This window comes from Herminiimonas aquatilis (assembly GCF_042665175.1).
In the GTDB taxonomy this organism is placed as follows: Bacteria; Pseudomonadota; Gammaproteobacteria; order Burkholderiales; family Burkholderiaceae_D; genus Oxalicibacterium; species Oxalicibacterium aquatilis.
Map to the genome: position 1 here is coordinate 363,572 of NZ_JBHTCC010000001.1, position 17,864 is coordinate 381,435.

At 52.4% G+C, this 17,864-nt stretch carries 4 protein-coding genes (1 of these 4 cut by a window edge); 1 reads left to right on the top strand and 3 read right to left on the bottom strand.

The window, feature by feature from the left end:
• Together ACFQO0_RS01665 and ACFQO0_RS01670 are read right to left on the bottom strand one after the other, a co-directional pair.
• Positions 1-14,065, bottom strand: partial view of a DUF4347 domain-containing protein gene (locus ACFQO0_RS01665; protein ID WP_382232313.1) — the 5' end (the start) only. The gene continues 17,456 nt to the left of window position 1, outside the view; the window shows 14,065 of its 31,521 coding nt (coding positions 1-14,065); it begins with the start codon at positions 14,063-14,065; the stop codon falls past the left edge of the window.
• A gap of 88 nt (positions 14,066-14,153) precedes the next feature.
• A complete protein-coding gene (locus ACFQO0_RS01670; RefSeq protein ID WP_382232315.1) occupies positions 14,154-15,491 on the bottom strand; it encodes a TolC family outer membrane protein in 1,338 nt (445 codons plus the stop codon).
• A gap of 150 nt (positions 15,492-15,641) precedes the next feature.
• Between ACFQO0_RS01670 and ACFQO0_RS01675 the strand changes: the two genes are divergently transcribed.
• Positions 15,642-16,811: a hypothetical protein gene (locus ACFQO0_RS01675; protein WP_382232316.1), complete on the top strand. Its 1,170-nt coding sequence runs from the start codon at positions 15,642-15,644 to the stop codon at positions 16,809-16,811.
• Here ACFQO0_RS01675 and ACFQO0_RS01680 read toward each other — a convergent pair.
• The gene (locus ACFQO0_RS01680) at positions 16,808-17,584 is read right to left on the bottom strand and encodes a SapC family protein (RefSeq protein WP_382232317.1); all 777 of its coding nucleotides are present in this window, start codon (positions 17,582-17,584) and stop codon (positions 16,808-16,810) included. The two genes, ACFQO0_RS01675 and ACFQO0_RS01680, sit on opposite strands and share 4 nt — an antisense overlap.
• Positions 17,585-17,864: the final 280 nt, after the last annotated feature.

Below are 17,864 nucleotides of genomic sequence, written 5' to 3' on the forward strand. Positions count from 1 at the left end.
CGACTGCATACGATTTGATCGTCGCACTTTCATTCGCAGTAAGACTGAGCGCACGAGCCGATGTGACCTTGGCTGAATCGATGTAAGCCTTGACCGTATTGGTAATTTTATTTTCCGAGAACGCCACACCGAGGGCTGCGCCGACACCCACTGTGCCGCCGCCAACTGCGAGACTCAAGCCGCCTGCATCGGCCGTAATGCTCGATGTATCACTTGCTTCCAGGCTAACGGCACCAAGAGCGCCGGCGCCAGCCGTCGTCGTAACTGCAGCGCTATTTTGGATAGATGCTTTTACTGTATTGCCAATCTTGTTGCCCGAACCAGCACCCGCAGCGCCGACACCAACACCTGCGCCACCACCGCCGCCCACTGCGGTTGCGCCACCTATCGACATCGCCTTGATCGTCGAATTGGAAAGCGCAGTCAATTTCAGATCGTTACCGGTGACATTGACGACGGAATTGTCGATATAAACTTGAACAGTGTTATTGATTTCATTGGTTGCAGCCGAAATACCAACTGCCACACCGACACCGGCTCCACCGCCAGCACCAACTGCGATACCGATACCACCGCCATTCGCAGTGACCTTCGACGTATCTGTTGCGCTCAAAGTCATCGCACCGCGTGCCGATACCGTCTTCTTCTTGTTGATGTCGGTATCACTCTCGTTACTGTCTTTGATATATGCCGAAATCGTGTTGTCGATATCGTTATTGGAACCTGCACCCGCTGCTGCGACACCTACACCGGCGCCACCGCCCGCTCCGACTGCAACAGAACCGCCGATCGAGATTGCATTGATGGTTGCGTTGGAAAGCGCTGTCAGTTCCAGAGCACCTGCTGAGGTCACTTTTGCGTTGTCGATTGCTGCTGTAATCGTGTTGCCGATTTTGTTATTGGCAACGGCTACGCCGAGCGACACACCGACACCAGCGCCGCCGCCGCCGCCAACCGCAATACCAAGTCCACCAGCATTCGCAGTGATGATGGACTCATCTTTTGCACTTAAAGTAATTTTTCCGCTGGTAACGGTCGACACCGCTGCGCTATTGCGGATTGTCGCGAGCACGGTATTACCGATCGTATTACCTGAACCAGCACCTGCAGCGCTCGCGCCCACACCCGCACCGCCACCGCCGCCAACGCCAAGGGCGCCGCCTATAGACAATGCTTCTATCGTTGCGCTGGATGTAGCGCTCAGTTTCAAATCATCTGTCGTCACCTTGACGACAGAATTATCGATATACGATTGAACTGTATTGTTGATTGCATTCTTCGCTGCAGATACACCAACGGCGACACCAACTCCAGCGCCACCGCCACCCGTCAACGCAATCGCGACGCCGCCACCATTAGCAACGATGTGCGATGTATCGCTTGCAGTCAGGCTCATCGCACCTTGTGAAGTGACAGACTTGGTATCGTTGCTGGCAGAGATGGTTGCCGAAATCGTATTGTCGATATCGTTGTCCGAACCCGCGCCCGCGCCAGCTACACCGACACCGCCGCCACCGCCACCGCCCGCAGCAACTGCACCGCCGATCGACAATGCCTTGATCGTCGAGGTAGAGGAAGCGGACAAGGACAATGCGCCGGCCGATGTCACGGTCGAATTGTCGATCAACGCGGCAATTTCATTGCCAATTTTATTAGTCGCTGCAGCCACACCCATCGACACACCTACACCGCCACCGCCACCGCCGGCGATAGCGATACCGACACCACCAGCATTCGCAGTAATGTCGGACTCATCGCTGGCAGTCAGCGCAATTGCGCCGCTGGTCACAGTATTCACATCGCTGCTGTTTTGAATTCGTGCACGCGCCTTGTTGGTCACCGTATTGCCGGAACCCGCACCGGCCAGTCCCACACCCACGCCACCGCCGCCACCGCCGGAACCGGCGATCGCGCCACCGATAGTCAGGGCTGCAATCGAAGCTGTTTCAGTTGCAGTCAGCGAAATGTCGCTAGACGTTGCGGTAACTGTCGAACCGTCGATGTATGCATCAACTGTATTGGTGATGTTGTTGGTTGCTGCTGAAATACCGATTGCGACGCCGGCACCGCCGCCACCGCCGCCCTGGATCGCGACGCCGACACCGCCAGCATCAGCCGTGATTGATGAATCATCGCTTGCAGTCAGCGTAATACCGCCTGTTGCACGTACACCTTTTTCGACACCGTTGTTACCCGTCGTCGTAATGCTGTTGCTGACATAGGCAGCGACTGTATTTTTGATTGTATTGTTGGAACCTGCGCCAGCCGCTGCGACTGCAGCACCACCGCCACCGCCGGCAGATACTGCAACTGCACCGCCGATACTCAGCGATTCAATGACCGAAGTTTGGCTGGCTGATAACAAGACTGCACCCTCAGCGTTCACCAGCGAGTTATCGAAATACGCTTTGACGTTATTTTCAATATTGTTGTCCGCAGCAGCAACACCGAGCGAGACGCCTGCACCGCCACCGCCACCAGCAGAAATACCGATGCCCAAACCACCGGCATTAGCCGTAATGTGCGAGGTATCAGTTGCAAGTAATTTGATTGCGCCGCTGGTACTTGTCGTCACTGTGCTGCCGTTAGTGATAGACGCCAAGGCACTGCTCTTGATTTTGTTACCGGAACCCGCACCAGCCAAACCGACACCCGCTCCACCGCCACCGCCACCGGAAACACCGACCGCGCCGCCAACCGTCAACGCCTGGATCGTTGCATTTTCAGTTGCAGTCAGGACGATGTCATTACCCGTAACGGAAACATCTGCACTGTGGATATACGCTTCTGTCGTGTCGTTAATATCGTTGGTCGCCATCGAGATACCGACCGAACCGCCAACACCGCCACCACCGAAAGAACCAGAGAACGCGAGTGCACCAGCTCCAGCCTTGATGTTCGCTTCATCTGTTGCTGTAATTGTCAGCGGACCTGCAGCCGTGATGCCTTTTCCATTTGCGGTCAGGCTGTTTTTGATGAAACTGGAAATCGTGTTTTTGACTTTATTTCCTGCACCAGCACCAGCACCAGAGCCAGCAAAACCACCGCCGCCGGTACTAGCCGCAACTGCTACGCCTATAGTCAATGCTTCAATCGTTGCTTGTTCTTTTGCACTCAGTGCGATGCCGCCACCGGATGTGATCTTGCCGTTTTCTACATAGCCACGCACCGTGTTTTCAATCACGTTGGACGCGACTGAAACACCAGCCGCGATGCCTGCGCCGCCTTCTTTTGCAATAGCAATGCCGATGCCGCCAGCCAGCACACGGATTTCGGACGTATCTTTAGCGTGGATCGCAACACTGTCTGCCAGCGTGCCGGTAGTCGTGATTGCTGCAACGTTATAAACAAACGCTTCGCTGGTATTGCGAATACGGTTGATCGAAATTGCGCCGCCCAACGCAAACGTGCCAGCTGCCGCACCAGCTACGGTGATGTTATTGATGACACCGTTGTAGCTTGAGCCGATTTCCAGCGTGCCTGCAGTGATGCTGCCGATGACGTTTTCAATCGATGCGCGCACTACATTGTTATTTGTCGTGGCTGGGTGATTTGGATCTCCACCCAGATAGTTGTAAGCAACCGATGCACCTATCGCACCCGATGCACCGGACGCACCGATGCCGGAAATAGCAATCGCGCCAGCCAGTGAACTGATGGTCGAATTGTCGGATGCCAGCACGCTCAATTTGCTGCCAGCCTTGATCGTTTGAGTAGCGCCGATGTTGGAAATTTTTGCGATGACACTATTGCGTACCCAGTTCAATGCAACCGAACCTGCACCGGCAATTGTGTCTGAACCGCCACCGCTAACAGCCATGGCGGCGATTTGTACGTCGAGGCCGATCGGCAACGAACTTGGTTTGGCAAACGTGGCGTCTACCAGAATATTGCCGGTGTGTGCTTCAACCGATGCGTTGTCGATCAACGCAGTGACGCTGTCTTGAATGCTGTTGACTGCGAATGCAAAACCGACACCGAACTTGCCGCCGATTGCTGCGGAAATATTGCCTGCCAATGTGGCAATCGACGCGGTGTCTTTCGCGGTGACAGAAATATCGTTCGATGCGTACACATCCGATGCTACGCCAGCAGTGCCACCTTGAATACTTGCACCGACTGTGTTCTTGATAAAGTTGATCGCGAACGAGCCACCAATTGCATTGCCGCCGCCAGTCGCCGCAGCACCGCCGATCACGACGTTGATGATGCGTGCAGATTCTTCGGCGCTAACAACGATGTCGCCTGCGATCGCCGTTACTTTGGCGCCTGCGATTTGCGCAGTTACCTGATTCTTGATGTCATTGACACCAACCGATGCATTCACTGCGCTGCTCTTGCCAAGCGCGATGCCGAGTGAACCAGTGCCAGTGTTAACTTGCGAAATATCACGTGCCATCACCGTGATGTCGCCGCTACCTGCTTTCACTTCACGTGCGACACCTGCAATGCTGCCGGTATTTGATATATATGCGGACACATTCATGCGCACAAAGTTGAGCGATACTGCACCTGCTCCAGCAGTGTTTTGGCCGCCTGCACCGGCAACCGTGACACTGGTAAGTTGTGCGCCCATGGTCGATGGCAATGCGATCGCCGCACCGGCTGCATTGACTTGGCTTTTCTTGACCACAAAGCTGTGATCGGTACCGCTACCTTTTGAGGTCAGCGTGATCGCTTTGGCATCGTTGGCGGTTGCATCGGCATAGCTTGTAGCCAAACGCACGTGCGTCGCATCGACCTTGATGATGTAATAGGTTTCACCATCGATGAGACCACCGATAGCATTGTTCGCAGTAACACCTTTGCGATAAACAAATGCGTCGCCGGTATTCAAGCCATGCGCTGCAGCGAAGGAAACCGTATCGCCAAAGTTTGTGGAAACTCTCACTGCCGACGACGTGAACACTGTCGCCACCGGTGCTGTCACCGTTGCCAGAACCTGCGTCAAAACGTGTGCTGCACCCGTGCCTTTGCCAGTCAGATCAACCGCGACACCTGCAGTAGCGTTTGCTTTGGTGGTAGCTAATTTGATCGTGTCGGCATCGACGACGATCACATAATAAGAATTGCTGCCCGCAACCAAACCAGCGATATCGGTGCCCGTGCCGTGGCTATATTGGACTGCATCGCCCGTGGTGAAACCATGCGCAGTCGAAGTGATCTTGTCGGTAGCAGTATCGACAGCGGATGTTGGATTGATGGTTTGGACAATAGGTGCGGCTGCAGTAGCAACGAATTTGATAATGCTATGGCTGCTGCCTGTGCCCGTGCCGTTCAACGCGATCGCTTTATTATTCAGCGCATTGTCTTGTGAACTTGCCAGCTTGACGGTGTTCGCATCAACCACGATCACGTAATACTTAGTCCCGCCTACCAGGCCCGTAACATCGGTGCCCGTGCCATGACTATAAATAACAGCGTCGCCGGTTTGATAACCGTGCGGTGCTGTAAAGGTGATCGTGCCATCTGTCGTGGTGACGACTGTAGATGGATTGATGGATTTGATGCCACCCAACAGTGGGCTGGATTCCAGCGTTTTGTTTGGATCATCGAAACCTGCAAGTATCGAGACAGAACCATCAGCTGCCACAGCAGAACCATCAATGAACGCAGTGACACCTGCAGCCGTTGCGGTATCGCTGCCAGTAACGGTTACTGATTTTGAACCGTTGGCATCACTGCCAGCCGGTGCATCTGCAATAGAGATCAGATTAGGGTCAGCAATGCTGCCCGGTGAACCAACAAAGTTATACGACAACACGGCACCGATCGCAGAACCATTCGTCGAAACACCGACTGCGAGAGATGCTGAATACAAGGCCGCCGCTTCGCTGGCGATCACTGTTACGTCGCCTTTTGCAATAATTTTTGAACCGTTATTAATATGTGCATCGATCTGATTCGCGATCGAATTGATCATAAGCGAACCTGCACCGCTGGTGCCTTGACCGCCACCACCGGCAGCACCAATACCTACCAACAGCGCATTCGATTTTGCCGTAACGCTGACTGAGCCAGCTGAACTGTTAGCAGTGGAATTGTTGATGTAAGCAGTAATACCATTACTGACGCGATTCCAGCCGATGGCCACGCCAACGCCTTTTTCCGTGGTCGAGATACCGACTGCACCAGCCAGCGAAACCAGTGTGGATTTGTCTTGTGCAGTGACCGCAATTGCGCCTGCTGTATAAATTTGCGAATTCTTGACGTGTGCATCGATGCTATCAACGATCGTATTGATGCCGATCGAACCGGCAACCGACGATTTTTCTGAGCCGGCACCACCGATGGCGAAGGACATGATGGTCGCTTCTTCACTGGCTGTGACTTTGGCATCTGTGGTTGCATACAGGATCGAATCTTCGATCGCCGCAGTCACATCATTACCGATGATATTGACGCCAGCAGCAATACCGAAAGCTTTGCTGCGGCCCAGTGCGAACCCGCCGGAGAAAGCATAGATCGCGGAAGCATCTGCTGCGCTGACAGTGATCTCGCCGGTTGAACCAGTCAATGAACTACTGTTGAGAATTTTTGCAGAGACAGAGTTATCGACGATATTGACCGAAACCGTACCACCGACTGCAGTACCAACCGCACCGCCACCGCCAGTAGCAATACCGAGCGAGGCCGAGACACTGACGATCATCGCATCGGAATCTGCTGTCACGCGATAGCCGCCCGACTTGGTCAGATTTGCGTTATCAACCGTTGAGGAAATATCGTTGGTCAAGACGTTCACGCCCAGACTTACGCCATAACCACCTTTGCCACCGAAAGCAGCAGCGCCAGCAACACTAATGATGTTGTTATCGTCGTGTGCATCGACCGAAGTCAGACCCAGCACCGAGCCGCCGACGTGACCAAACTTGGAATTTGTTTTGTTATCAGTGACATTGACGCCAACCGAACCGGCAATCGCTTTGCCGCCTGATCCAGAAGCACCGCCGACACCGGCTGCCAACGCAACGATCCAACCGGTACGAGCTGCTTCTATGCTGACCGTATTAGCAGTCAGAGTCGTGACGTAATCAAGGAACGCCTCGTTGTAACCGCCAAAGAAATTGAAGCCAAACGCGCCAGCCATCGCTTTCGCATCTTTGCCCGGGGTCGAAGGCTTGGCCACCGACGCTGCGCCGGCCAGCGATGCAACGATCGTATTATCGAGCGAATCAATCTTCAAGTCATCAACCGTCAAGATACCCAGACGATGCACAAAAGCACGCGTGTTATCGTAGACGATATTGACAGTAACAGCGCCAGAATCGGCGGAGCTACCTTTGGATTCAGCGGGTTCCTTGGTCGCTTCTTTGACTTCGGCCGGCGCTTTATTCATCTCCGCCAGCACCGCCTTCATCTTGTCTTGCCAGCTGGTGAGATCAGCCTGACTTTGTGCAGAACCGTCGGCGCCTTGCGTACCGCCGGTGCCTGGATTGGAAGCCGGTGGTGTTGCGGCTGGAGGATTGGTTGGATTGCTGGCTGCCTTTGCGCCGGCAATTGCCATACTGGCGACCACGCCGGTATTTTTGGCATTGACGCTGACATCGCCGTTAGCAACAAACGAACCTGTGCCCGCGACGTTATCGCCGAGCAAACTACCGATGACAGCCTGGGTATTGCGCTGAACTACGTTGACGCTAAACGAGACTCCAGTACCACTGCTTTCACCTGATGCGACTGCACCTGCGACAGCAAATACATAAGAACGGTCAAGTGCGCTAACGTAAGCAACGGCATCCGGCGAAGCAGCCATGCCGAGCTTGTGATTACCAAGCGTGATGAATGCATCGTTACCGACTTGGGCCAAAGTGTCGTTGAGAACGGCGTTTGCAATACCAACGCCGTTCGCACCCGATGCGCCACCTTTGGAACCAGAACCACCCAGTACTGCTGTCACCACGTCATTTTGCGCAGTAACAGCAAGGCTATCGCCATACAGACGCACTCCGTCTTCCACCACTGCTTTGACCGCGTTATCGAATACATACACACCAAATGCTGCACCCACACCGCTACCGCCGGACGCTGGCGACAAGCCGCCACCCGGCTTCGAGATACTATTCTTGAGCGACCATTCTTTTTCAGTCGAACCGTTGATGCCTGGCGTTTTAAGGTTGCCGACCAGATTGATCAGATGTTGAACGCTTTGCGCATTGACTTTTACATCCTGCAAACCACCTCGGAAGTTATCGAGATTTGTAATACCATTCGCATCCTGATTGATCTGCGCACCGTTCTTGATACTGGCTGCCGCATCATGGTTCAGCACCATCGCGGTAAACGAACCGGCTTTAGTCGCAACTTGACCCGTAGCCGTGGAGTTGCTCCACGAATCGACCAAATTGTCGTCCAAACCAAGATTGTCGTTGAGATAACCGGTGAGATTGGTAACGAAGTTTGTCGCTACCGATTTGGCTGGTGAACCAACGTCTTCCCATAACGCGTTATCGGTAAAATCCGTCGCACTCAAATCGACAGGCAAGCCAGGAACTAGCACACCGCGATACTTATACCAGCTACCGACGTCACCACCAGCAGCATGTCCAGTTGCGACTTCAACTGTGTCGCCGTTAGCGACTTCGGTCGGGCCGTCCGTACTTTTATGATCAGGCGTCATTGCACCTGTAGCAAAAGGCTGCTCAAGATTTTTCCCCCAAGCTGTATCAGGATCGATCTGATTGAGTGTCTTGGCATCAACCGTCAACGTGCCCATCGCGTCTACTTTTGCATTGCCATTGATGTCGGCATGCGCAATGTTGTTATAGACACCGACTGAAATCGCGATTGCCACGCCATTTTGAGCAACGGAGCCTTTGGTCTCATCCTTGGTCGCTTCATTCTCGACTGCGCTGGAGGACGTGATGTCTGGACGGCTTTCTACTTTTGCCAAAACAGAGATCGCACCGTTTGCTTCAACATCGGAAGCATTCACTGTGGCGCCGTCGCCTATACGCGCAATCGCTTCATTGGTGTCAATCGCGACTGCAACCGATGCGCCTACATCCCACTTATTGGTCGAAGGTGTTTCCTTGAATAATCCACCGATCAGCGGAATGCCGGTTGCCTTGGCTTTGGCTTTAGTCTTCGCAGCATCCAGCGCGCCTTTTTGCAGGCCCATCTTCTCAGCCGCTGAGGTCCCTAAGCTACCTGCTTTCGAGTACAAAGATTTCTCAGCGTCATCCAGCAAACTACCTGTGGAATCGATACCAACGTTGGCAGACGCCCTGACGCCACTTACCGCACCCGGAATCTGTTTGAACAGCTGCGCTTGCGATACGTCTGCCTGCTTGGAGGAAGCAGAGACAGTGATGTTCAGCCCCGCATCTGCCTTGCCATCCAAATAGGCATGCGTTTTTCCGTTTTCCACACCAACCACGAATGCCATCGCGAGCTTGCCGTCTTTCGGCGAATTACCTTCGCCAAGAGTACGCGTGCGATCTATCGTTTCCGCATTAATATAAATGCTGCCGCCGCTGGTCAAGCTGGAAGTGTTTGTTGCGTGTGCGGTCGATTCCGAGTTAACGATACTGATCGCGATCGCAATACTGGCGGCTGCGATTGAGCTCGGACGGGAGACGACATTGATTGTGTTATCGGCATTCGATTGCAATGTGATCGAACCGGTGGCATTGATCGTACCGTCCACGGTCACTGTGGCAGTGGTATTGACGATACCAACTGCGACGCCAAGGCCGAAGCCTTTTGGATTCGGTGCGGAAATGGCTTTTGCCGTGGCGAGCGCAACGAAATTACCTTTAGCCGTAATCACACTTGTACTATCAATACTAATCGTGGCGCGCGAAGTGGAAATAGCAACGCCGGCGATCAACGCAAGACTTTCCATACCAGCCAATGCGCCTTGCGCTGCACTCGTCAGCTTGCCGCCTATGCCTGAATCACCGTACGAGATATCGTAACGTTGCGCTGCTGCGGTGGCTGTGATGGTGACATTGCCACCAGTGATATTTGCGCCAACGAGTGTGACCGTTGCTTCATTGAAATCAATATTGGCAAAACCCTGACCAGAGAAGTCTTTTAGTGTGTCTTCGGCCGTAATAGTGATTGCACCATTGGTTCCGGTACCGGTACTGACAGCAGTCAATGTGCCAGTCAAATTGATATGCGCGGCATTAATCGAAATACTTCCGGCGTTGGTCAAGCTGTTGGTATTGATCGTCCAGCCATTCAAATTGAAAGTGTCATATTCGAATGACAGACTCGCACCACCAGAAATAATGTTCTCGGTAATATTACCGGCACCGCCTGTGAAGACAACCTGCGTAGTACTAGCACCGGTCAGTTGCAACCAGTTCAAATCAGCAGCTGTAATATCGCCAGCACCGAGGATATAGACCTTGTCCGCACCAGCTGTCGTATCTACCGTGACTTTATCGGTACCGGTCAAACCTGCGACATCTATATAGAAGACGTCGTTGCCAGTACCGCCAGTCAGAATATCCTTGCCGCCATTGCTGTAGAACGTAACGCCGCCTGAGAAACCAGCTGCATTAAGGGTATCTACCTTGGTGCCGCCTTTGAGGATGGCTTTCTGGATAAAGCTGATTGTATCGTCACCTTCACCGACCACTTTGAACGAGCTGTTCGTCAAAGTCATCGTGTTGCCGGTCGCACCAGAAGCACGCTCTTCGATTAATGTATTGACGCCGCCGCCGCCGTTGATCGTATCGGCACCGGCACCGCCGGTCAGGAAATCGTTGCCTGAACTACCTGTCAAAACGTCGTTGCCCGCGCCACCGTCCAAAGTCACATAGCCAGCTGTAATCAAGGCACTTGTATACGTCGCGCCCGCTTGGGTACCAGCTAGCAAGCCAAGGTCAGTTGCAGCATTCGATGCGCCAGAATTATTCACATCCACCAAGCCACCAGTTGTGGCGCTTGAAGTGATAACAATTTTGTCGCCTTCCGCGTTCAAGCTTGCCGTCAGTGTTGCATCGGCTGCATGGATGGCATCAAACAGATCCTGCACTGTTTCTGCCGCTTTCAAATCAACGACGACCCACGCACCGGCGCGGTTGCGAATGGTAACTGCGAGCGTATTGTCAGCTGCACTGACACCGCTGCCGTTATTCAGGAAAGATAAAGGCGTATCCAGCGAAATACCGGTGAAGGTCGCCGCGGTAATGGTGTTGTTGCCGACGCCGCCTGTCAAGGTTGCGCGCTCGATGCCATTGACGGTACTGGTAACGCCACCGATAGTCAGTGTGGTATTCGTCAAGGCCATGTCGGCATCGCGGATTTCCACGATGGTATCTATGCCTTTGCCACCGATGAAATGGTTCAAACCCGCATTGCCCGTGAGCGTATCGTCGCCAATGCCGCCATCCAGCGTGTCATTGCCAGCACCGCCGATCAAGACGTCGTCGCCATAACCGCCATACATTTCGACATCGCCGGTGAACGCGGACGCATCCATCAAGTTGTTGCTGATGCCGCCAGACAGTTTGGCGCGCGCGATGTTAGTCAAGCTCGAACGCTTGACTTCACCGAGCGTAGTTTGGGTGACGCCGATCGCACCGCCGCCGACCAATGCTGGCGAAACCAGCAAGGCGGCGACGTTCATGCCAGCCAGATTGTTGGTGAAGGAGACAGTCCAGCCGGTTGCCGTGGCGCTCACTTCAACATCGCTATCCCCTATATTGCCGAGGCTGATCAATGCGCCGCGCACTTCTTCGGCAGTGGCATTCCACGCGATGTTCTTGGTTGTTTGTCCGTCGAAGGTCAACGTGAACGTGCCACCAGTAATCGTACCGGTACGGGTGATTGTTTGTACTGAAGAAGAGCCTTGGCTCATGTCGAGCGCAGTATTGGTCAGAACAAAGCGCACATCGGCTGCTTCGACCAGCGTATTGATTCCGCCGACCCCGCCATCGATTACGTCAATGCCACCACCACCGGTGACTGTGTCGTCACCTACGCCGCCAGTGATCGTATCGTTACCGAAACCACCAATCAAAAAGTTGGCATATTGACCGCCGGCAATTGTGTCGTTACCAAAACCGCCATCCAGCGTGACGGTGATTTGTGAAGCGGCCGCAACGGCTGACGCGTCCATAATGTTGGCACTATCGCCGCCAGTAATCGAAATCTTGCTGATGCCACTAAACGTATCAGTCGTGGCAGTACTGCCAACAGTTGTAGCTAATGTACCTGTGTGCAAAGTTGCCGCTGAAACGACAAAGTTTGCGTCGGATGCTTCGACCAGTGTATCTACACCGCCACCACCGACGATTATGTCGGCGCCAGCGCCACCGGTTAGCAAGTTGTCCAGCGTATCGCCGGTCAAGGTATCTGCATAAGCCGAACCGACGATGTTATTGAAATTGCTGATTGCAGTGAAACCGGTCGCAGTGCCTGTCGACAGATTGACCGTTACGCCAGCAGCGTATGCAGAATAATTGATCGTGTCAGCCGCGGTGCCACCGGTCAGAGTCTGAAATTTTTCAAACGCAGTGCCATTCACAGAACCTGCGGCAACACCTGTAATTGCCCAAGTATTCGCCTTGTTCGCGCCAACCATTGTGTTGCTGCCGGTGGCAGAACCAACGATTCTATCGATGCTCGCAAAGCTCATCAGATTGTTGACTTTCAACGTCTGCATGTTGACGTTGATGTCCAATGGAACCAGCGAAAAATCGAGCGTGGTCGTACCATCAAGCGTACCGGTTACGGTACCGGTTAATGCCCCGATAAAGATAAAGTTGTTCTTGCCGAGACCGCCGAGAATATTTTCAATTCCTTCGGCATGCAAAGTACTCACCGTTGTCGGCAACGCATCGAATGCAGAAGCGCTAGTATTCGTTGGCAACAGCGCGCCCCAAACATCAACGCTGCCATCGAGATTGATACGGAATGTCAGGTCGCTTGTGACAAGCGAAAAATCCAGCGTGTCTTTGAAGATCGCATCTGCTGCCTCAACAACGGTGTCATGACCCCAGTTGTCTGAGAATTGATAAGTGTCATTACCCGTTTTGCCCGACATTAAATCATCGTTCAAGGTACCGACCAAGACGTCATCGGTCAACTCGGCACCACTCAACACATCCAGTGTGTAAGCGTAAGCATCTATCGTATAAGTCGTTGCTTCAATGTGACCCGTTGCATACTCGAGCGCCCAATTGCCACCAAGCTCCGTGTTGCCTGTAGCGTTAGTCGACGCAGCCAAATCAGCACCAGTCAAACGCGCCAGACTCTGTACAAAATTAACGCCGTAATTTCCTTGCGCAACATCGCAACCATACAACACGATATCGCCGCCGGCACGCAATGCATTGCCCCACGAGCTGACTCTGGATTGGTATTGATCGAGGTTGCTGCTATCGAGTTCGGCATTGCCGAGATTCAGCGTGCCGCTACTGCCGTGCGACAGAATTTGGACCGCGTCCAGATCCTTGTACGAATTGAGAATTGAGCTGATTTGATCGACGCCGTTGAAGCGTGAGTCGAGCACAATGATATCGGTGTCGCCGCGATGAATCACTTGCAGTTGTGCACTCAACGACGGTGAATCTGCAGACGGATTTTGGCTATCGGCATTCGGATTGGTCGTGTCGTTTTCGCCTGCAGGCATTGCGTTCAGCAAGCCATCCAGCAAATTGCCCACGTGCGGAATCGCCGAATCGACAATCACAACCTGGCTCGCGGCAGGACGCGATTCCATGTACTTGGCAAAATCCGACAACGCGATTTGCGTACCCGGCAACGCGTTTGCAACATCGGAATTTGCAAGTGCGGCGGTGGTATCGGCAGGATTCGAAGATGGAGTCGCGCTACCAAGAACAGGATTGGTCAGCGAGGCATCAGCGGGGGGCGCATCGGCCGGCAAAGTCAGCTTGATTTGACCTGGCTCATTGATCAACAATGGCGCTTCGAGGACCGCTTGCTGCACTGGCGGCGGTGGCACAACCAATTCTGCAGAAAGCAAAAAACGCTGTTCGAGTGCTTCGAACAGCGTTTTGCGACGTGCACTAGGTCTTGGTGCTCCTGAGCGCCGCATTGATTTCGCGATACGTCCGCCGAGTGAAGCCAGTTTTTTCGAAGCCATGGTAGTTCCAGTATGTTCTGTACTCTTTGCTGCATTGCAGCCCGTTAGTTACGCAGACGCCGATCGTCTGCGCACGGTCCGAAACAACTTATTGCATCGCTCTGCTGATCGTCAAAAGATCTTCTTCACTCAAGGTTCCGGCAGCCTGCTTCAGCTTCAAGGTATTGAGTTGATAGTCATATCGTGATTGTGCAAAGTCACGACGAGCTGCATACAGGTCACGTTCGGCATCCAATACGCCGAGCAGAGTTGACAACCCTGCCTTGTAGCCTTCCTCTTTTAATTCGCGCGCACCTTCCAGGGCCTCTACCGACTTATCAAGTGCACGCACACGCGCCGCGCCGCTGACGACACCTTTATAAGCTGCGCGCGCTTGACGCTCGACCTGACGACGATCACGTTCCAGATCGTGCAAGGCTGTCTCGTAATGTTTGCCTGCCTGCCCGGTTTGGGCGCTGGTTGCACCGCCTTCGTAAATCGGAATGTTGATGCGGAACATCACATCATTTTGATTGACGTTGCTGCCGCCACCAAACAAGCTGCCGCCGGTCTCGCGCTGACTGCGCGAAATAGACAAATCTGCGGTTGGGTAATAGCCGGCTTTTTTCTTGTCTATTTCTTGACGGGCTACATCCACCGCCTGCAAGCGCGCTTCCAGCAACAGATTCTTTTCCAGCGATGCGCGAACCCATTCGTCGGCATTCTGCGGATCAGGCGTGAGCAACGGAATTGCTTTTGGCAGCGGTACCAGCGACGTTGCAACGATGCCCGTCAATTCGCGCAATGCCTGAATCTTGTCGGCCAGATCATTTTCTGCAGCGATCACATCGGACTCCTTCAAGGCATTACGCGCTTCCGCGTCGTAAAGATTGACCTTGATCGCCTGACCGCTTTTATACTTGGTGTCAGCCAGAAATAACTGACGCTTGATGGATTCGTTTTCGCTGCGGGCGAATGCAAGCGCATCTTCGGCTGCCAGCACGGCCATGTAAGCAGTCGCTGTGCGCACAATCAAATCCTGCTCCGCCGCTGCATAGGCTGCCGCCGCCTGCTTCTCGGTAGCCTTGGACTGCTTCCAGTTACGCCATGAAGCCAGACGGAAAATCGGTTGCGAAATAGACAGCGTTCTGTCGTTCGTCGGATAGGTTGCGGTGCCTGTCGCAAATACCGTATTCTGACTACTCAAAATATTTTGCGTGGTATTGGTCCGACCGATTTGGTATGAAACCTGCGGCAGCAAAGCAGCACGTGCCTCGGTCACCGCAAAACTGGTCGCCTCATATTCGGTGCGCATGGCCAAATATTTTGGATCACTTTGTTTGGATAGCGCATAAATTTCCGCGAGCGTTTCTGCGGACGCAGAACTTGCAACGAAGCTAGCTGCAATCGTGGCTACAACGATAAAACGTGAGTGCATTAGAGTCATTTTTGTTCTTGTAATTAAACGGTTGACCAACACAATTATTTTTTATTTTCGCCTCCAGCAATTCGTTGAAAAAAACCGCTTTCAACGTGTGTCTATTTATTGCTTTTTCCCCAGACGAAACTAACTAAATTTCTTCCGGAATTATCATGGTTGCAAGCAACATTAACAAGGCAAATTCTTGCATTTAGAGAAATATATTTTAGGTCACGAAAAGTCACAATTTCCCTATGGAAACTAAATGAAATTTATCCCGATAATCATGATTTTTTTGGTGCACTTTTGAAGGCTGATCGATGGGGTAATCAGTGGTCAAAAAGCGGCGTGCTTTTACGCTTCGGAGCGGGCTCTATCGGCACTGCCATTAGCCTAGATCCAGTTGCCGCGAAGCATCTTTCTCTTGGATTGATGAATGCCGTGCACCAACATGAAGCCAGCTTTGGGATCAGTTGGTCAGAGCATGACGACCAACGCAGTGCAATTGCCGAAGCGCGTTTGCACGGTAGCGCTTTGAAAACGAGCAATTCTTTTGCGCACGCTTTGTATCTGCTCATCAAAAATCTGCCGCTTAACGGCTATGAGCGCTCATTCAAAATGGCGGAAGATACTCTATGGAGCGAGCGCTTTCTCGTAGGGATTAGCGTGCATGCAATCGCTGTTGAAGATGTCGATTTTTTGATGATGAAGATGGACGTGCCCGACGTCTATCAAACCCAGATACGTATTCAACTGCCCAATACAAGCTTCATCCATATCGGTTTTGAACAGGGAAACATCAACACGTATAAGTTTTATTTAGAGTTTCTGCCTGGAAATATTGATGCAAATACGCCACACCCACTTTATCTTGGCTATAAATGGAACGCCGAAAATGCAGCGCAACGGGCGATTTCAAGCTACACACAACCCCGGAGATTAAGCTTGCCCCAACTATTGGAAAAAGTGAGCGCAATGTATGGCAGCGAGCCCAAAAATGCTGCAGTGTGCAACATCGCCAAAGCCATCATTACGCATGCAGCAAGAAAAGTTTCGACAACTGAATTGTTGTTTGTGGAAGTTCAGGAAGAAAATACCCCTCGCCTGTCCTTCGACATCAATTTGTATGAAACAGGAATAACCGTAAGCGATCTGCAGCCACTATTGCTCAAGCTGTGCGAACACTACGCGATTGGCAAAAAGGAATTTGACACATTGTTGACGCGCACCGGCAAAGACCTTGCAGGTCATTTATCCGGCGGCACCGATCGCAACGGCAACACGTTTTTAACTACCTATCACGCGCGCGTTACGACCGGAGGAACCATCGACGCTCACAGCGTTTAATGAACTACTGCACTGCCAGTTTCTTCTGCGGTCGGTGCAACTGAAGCGATGCGACGTGCGTCCATGCGCTTGGCCAAGCGTGTCACATTATTCAAGGACATCAAATGCGCATAGATCCATCCCATGTAACCGCTACGCACCAAGTCTAAAGTCGTGGCATCGTCCAACGCATTTAATTTGACTTCATCAACAATCCAGGCGCCTTCCAGCGTTTGCTTCACACCTTCGCGCTCAATCGTCACTACTTTGGATGTCAGCAAGCCAAGCTCAGACATCTTGGCCGCGAAGGCACTCGTGCGTTTCATTTCACTGTGGAAGAGAACCAGGAAATCGATCACGTTTTTCAGATAGGTCGTTTCTGTACCATCTTCAGCGAACAATGCCTCACCACGCTCGTTATTCAAACCTGCGTAGGCTTCGTCTATGCAAACAGTCAACGCCTCAGCATCGTCGCTACCGGCCAACACAAATGGATAGCGACGGATGAATGCGGGAATGTAAGTACCTGGCTCCCAATTGTCACTGTCATTGACCAGCAAGTTGTCTTTATCACCCAAGCCAACAAGCGCAGCCATCGTGAAAGGACCGCCTTCCTTACCGATAAAAACGATAGGGTAATCACGCGAAGCTTCCGTCAATTCACTACCTGCTATGAGGACGGAATTGGTTTTTGCAGCAAACGCAAAATGATTCGTCTTCAATTGAATTTTCAGTTTTTGATGCCGTTCACGATTCAACGCAATCGCGCGTTCGTAAAAAATCATTGTTGTCATTGTGGTCCCTGATAAACGGAAAAAAGTGATAGCCGATGGCTGTAAGTGGTTAGATGCTCGATCTATTGTGCCATAGCAAATAGCTAATTAACGACAAAATTTGAAACCGCAATTCGAGCATGAAATTGTCTGCAACAGGTTTCCCAATACTTCGACAAAAGAAAGAGATAGGTCGTGATGAGCATGTTTTATGCCAATCATCAGCGTAGATAGAGATGAGAGCTGCATTATTAACACCTACTTATAATTAACATTGTTCTAGCTTGTTTTCTGGACAAAT

Coding starts and splice junctions, on each gene's coding strand:
- ACFQO0_RS01670 (WP_382232315.1), bottom strand. CDS start 15,491: ATGACTCTAATGCACTCACGTTTTATCGTTGTAGCCACGATTGCAGCT.
- ACFQO0_RS01680 (WP_382232317.1), bottom strand. CDS start 17,584: ATGACAACAATGATTTTTTACGAACGCGCGATTGCGTTGAATCGTGAA.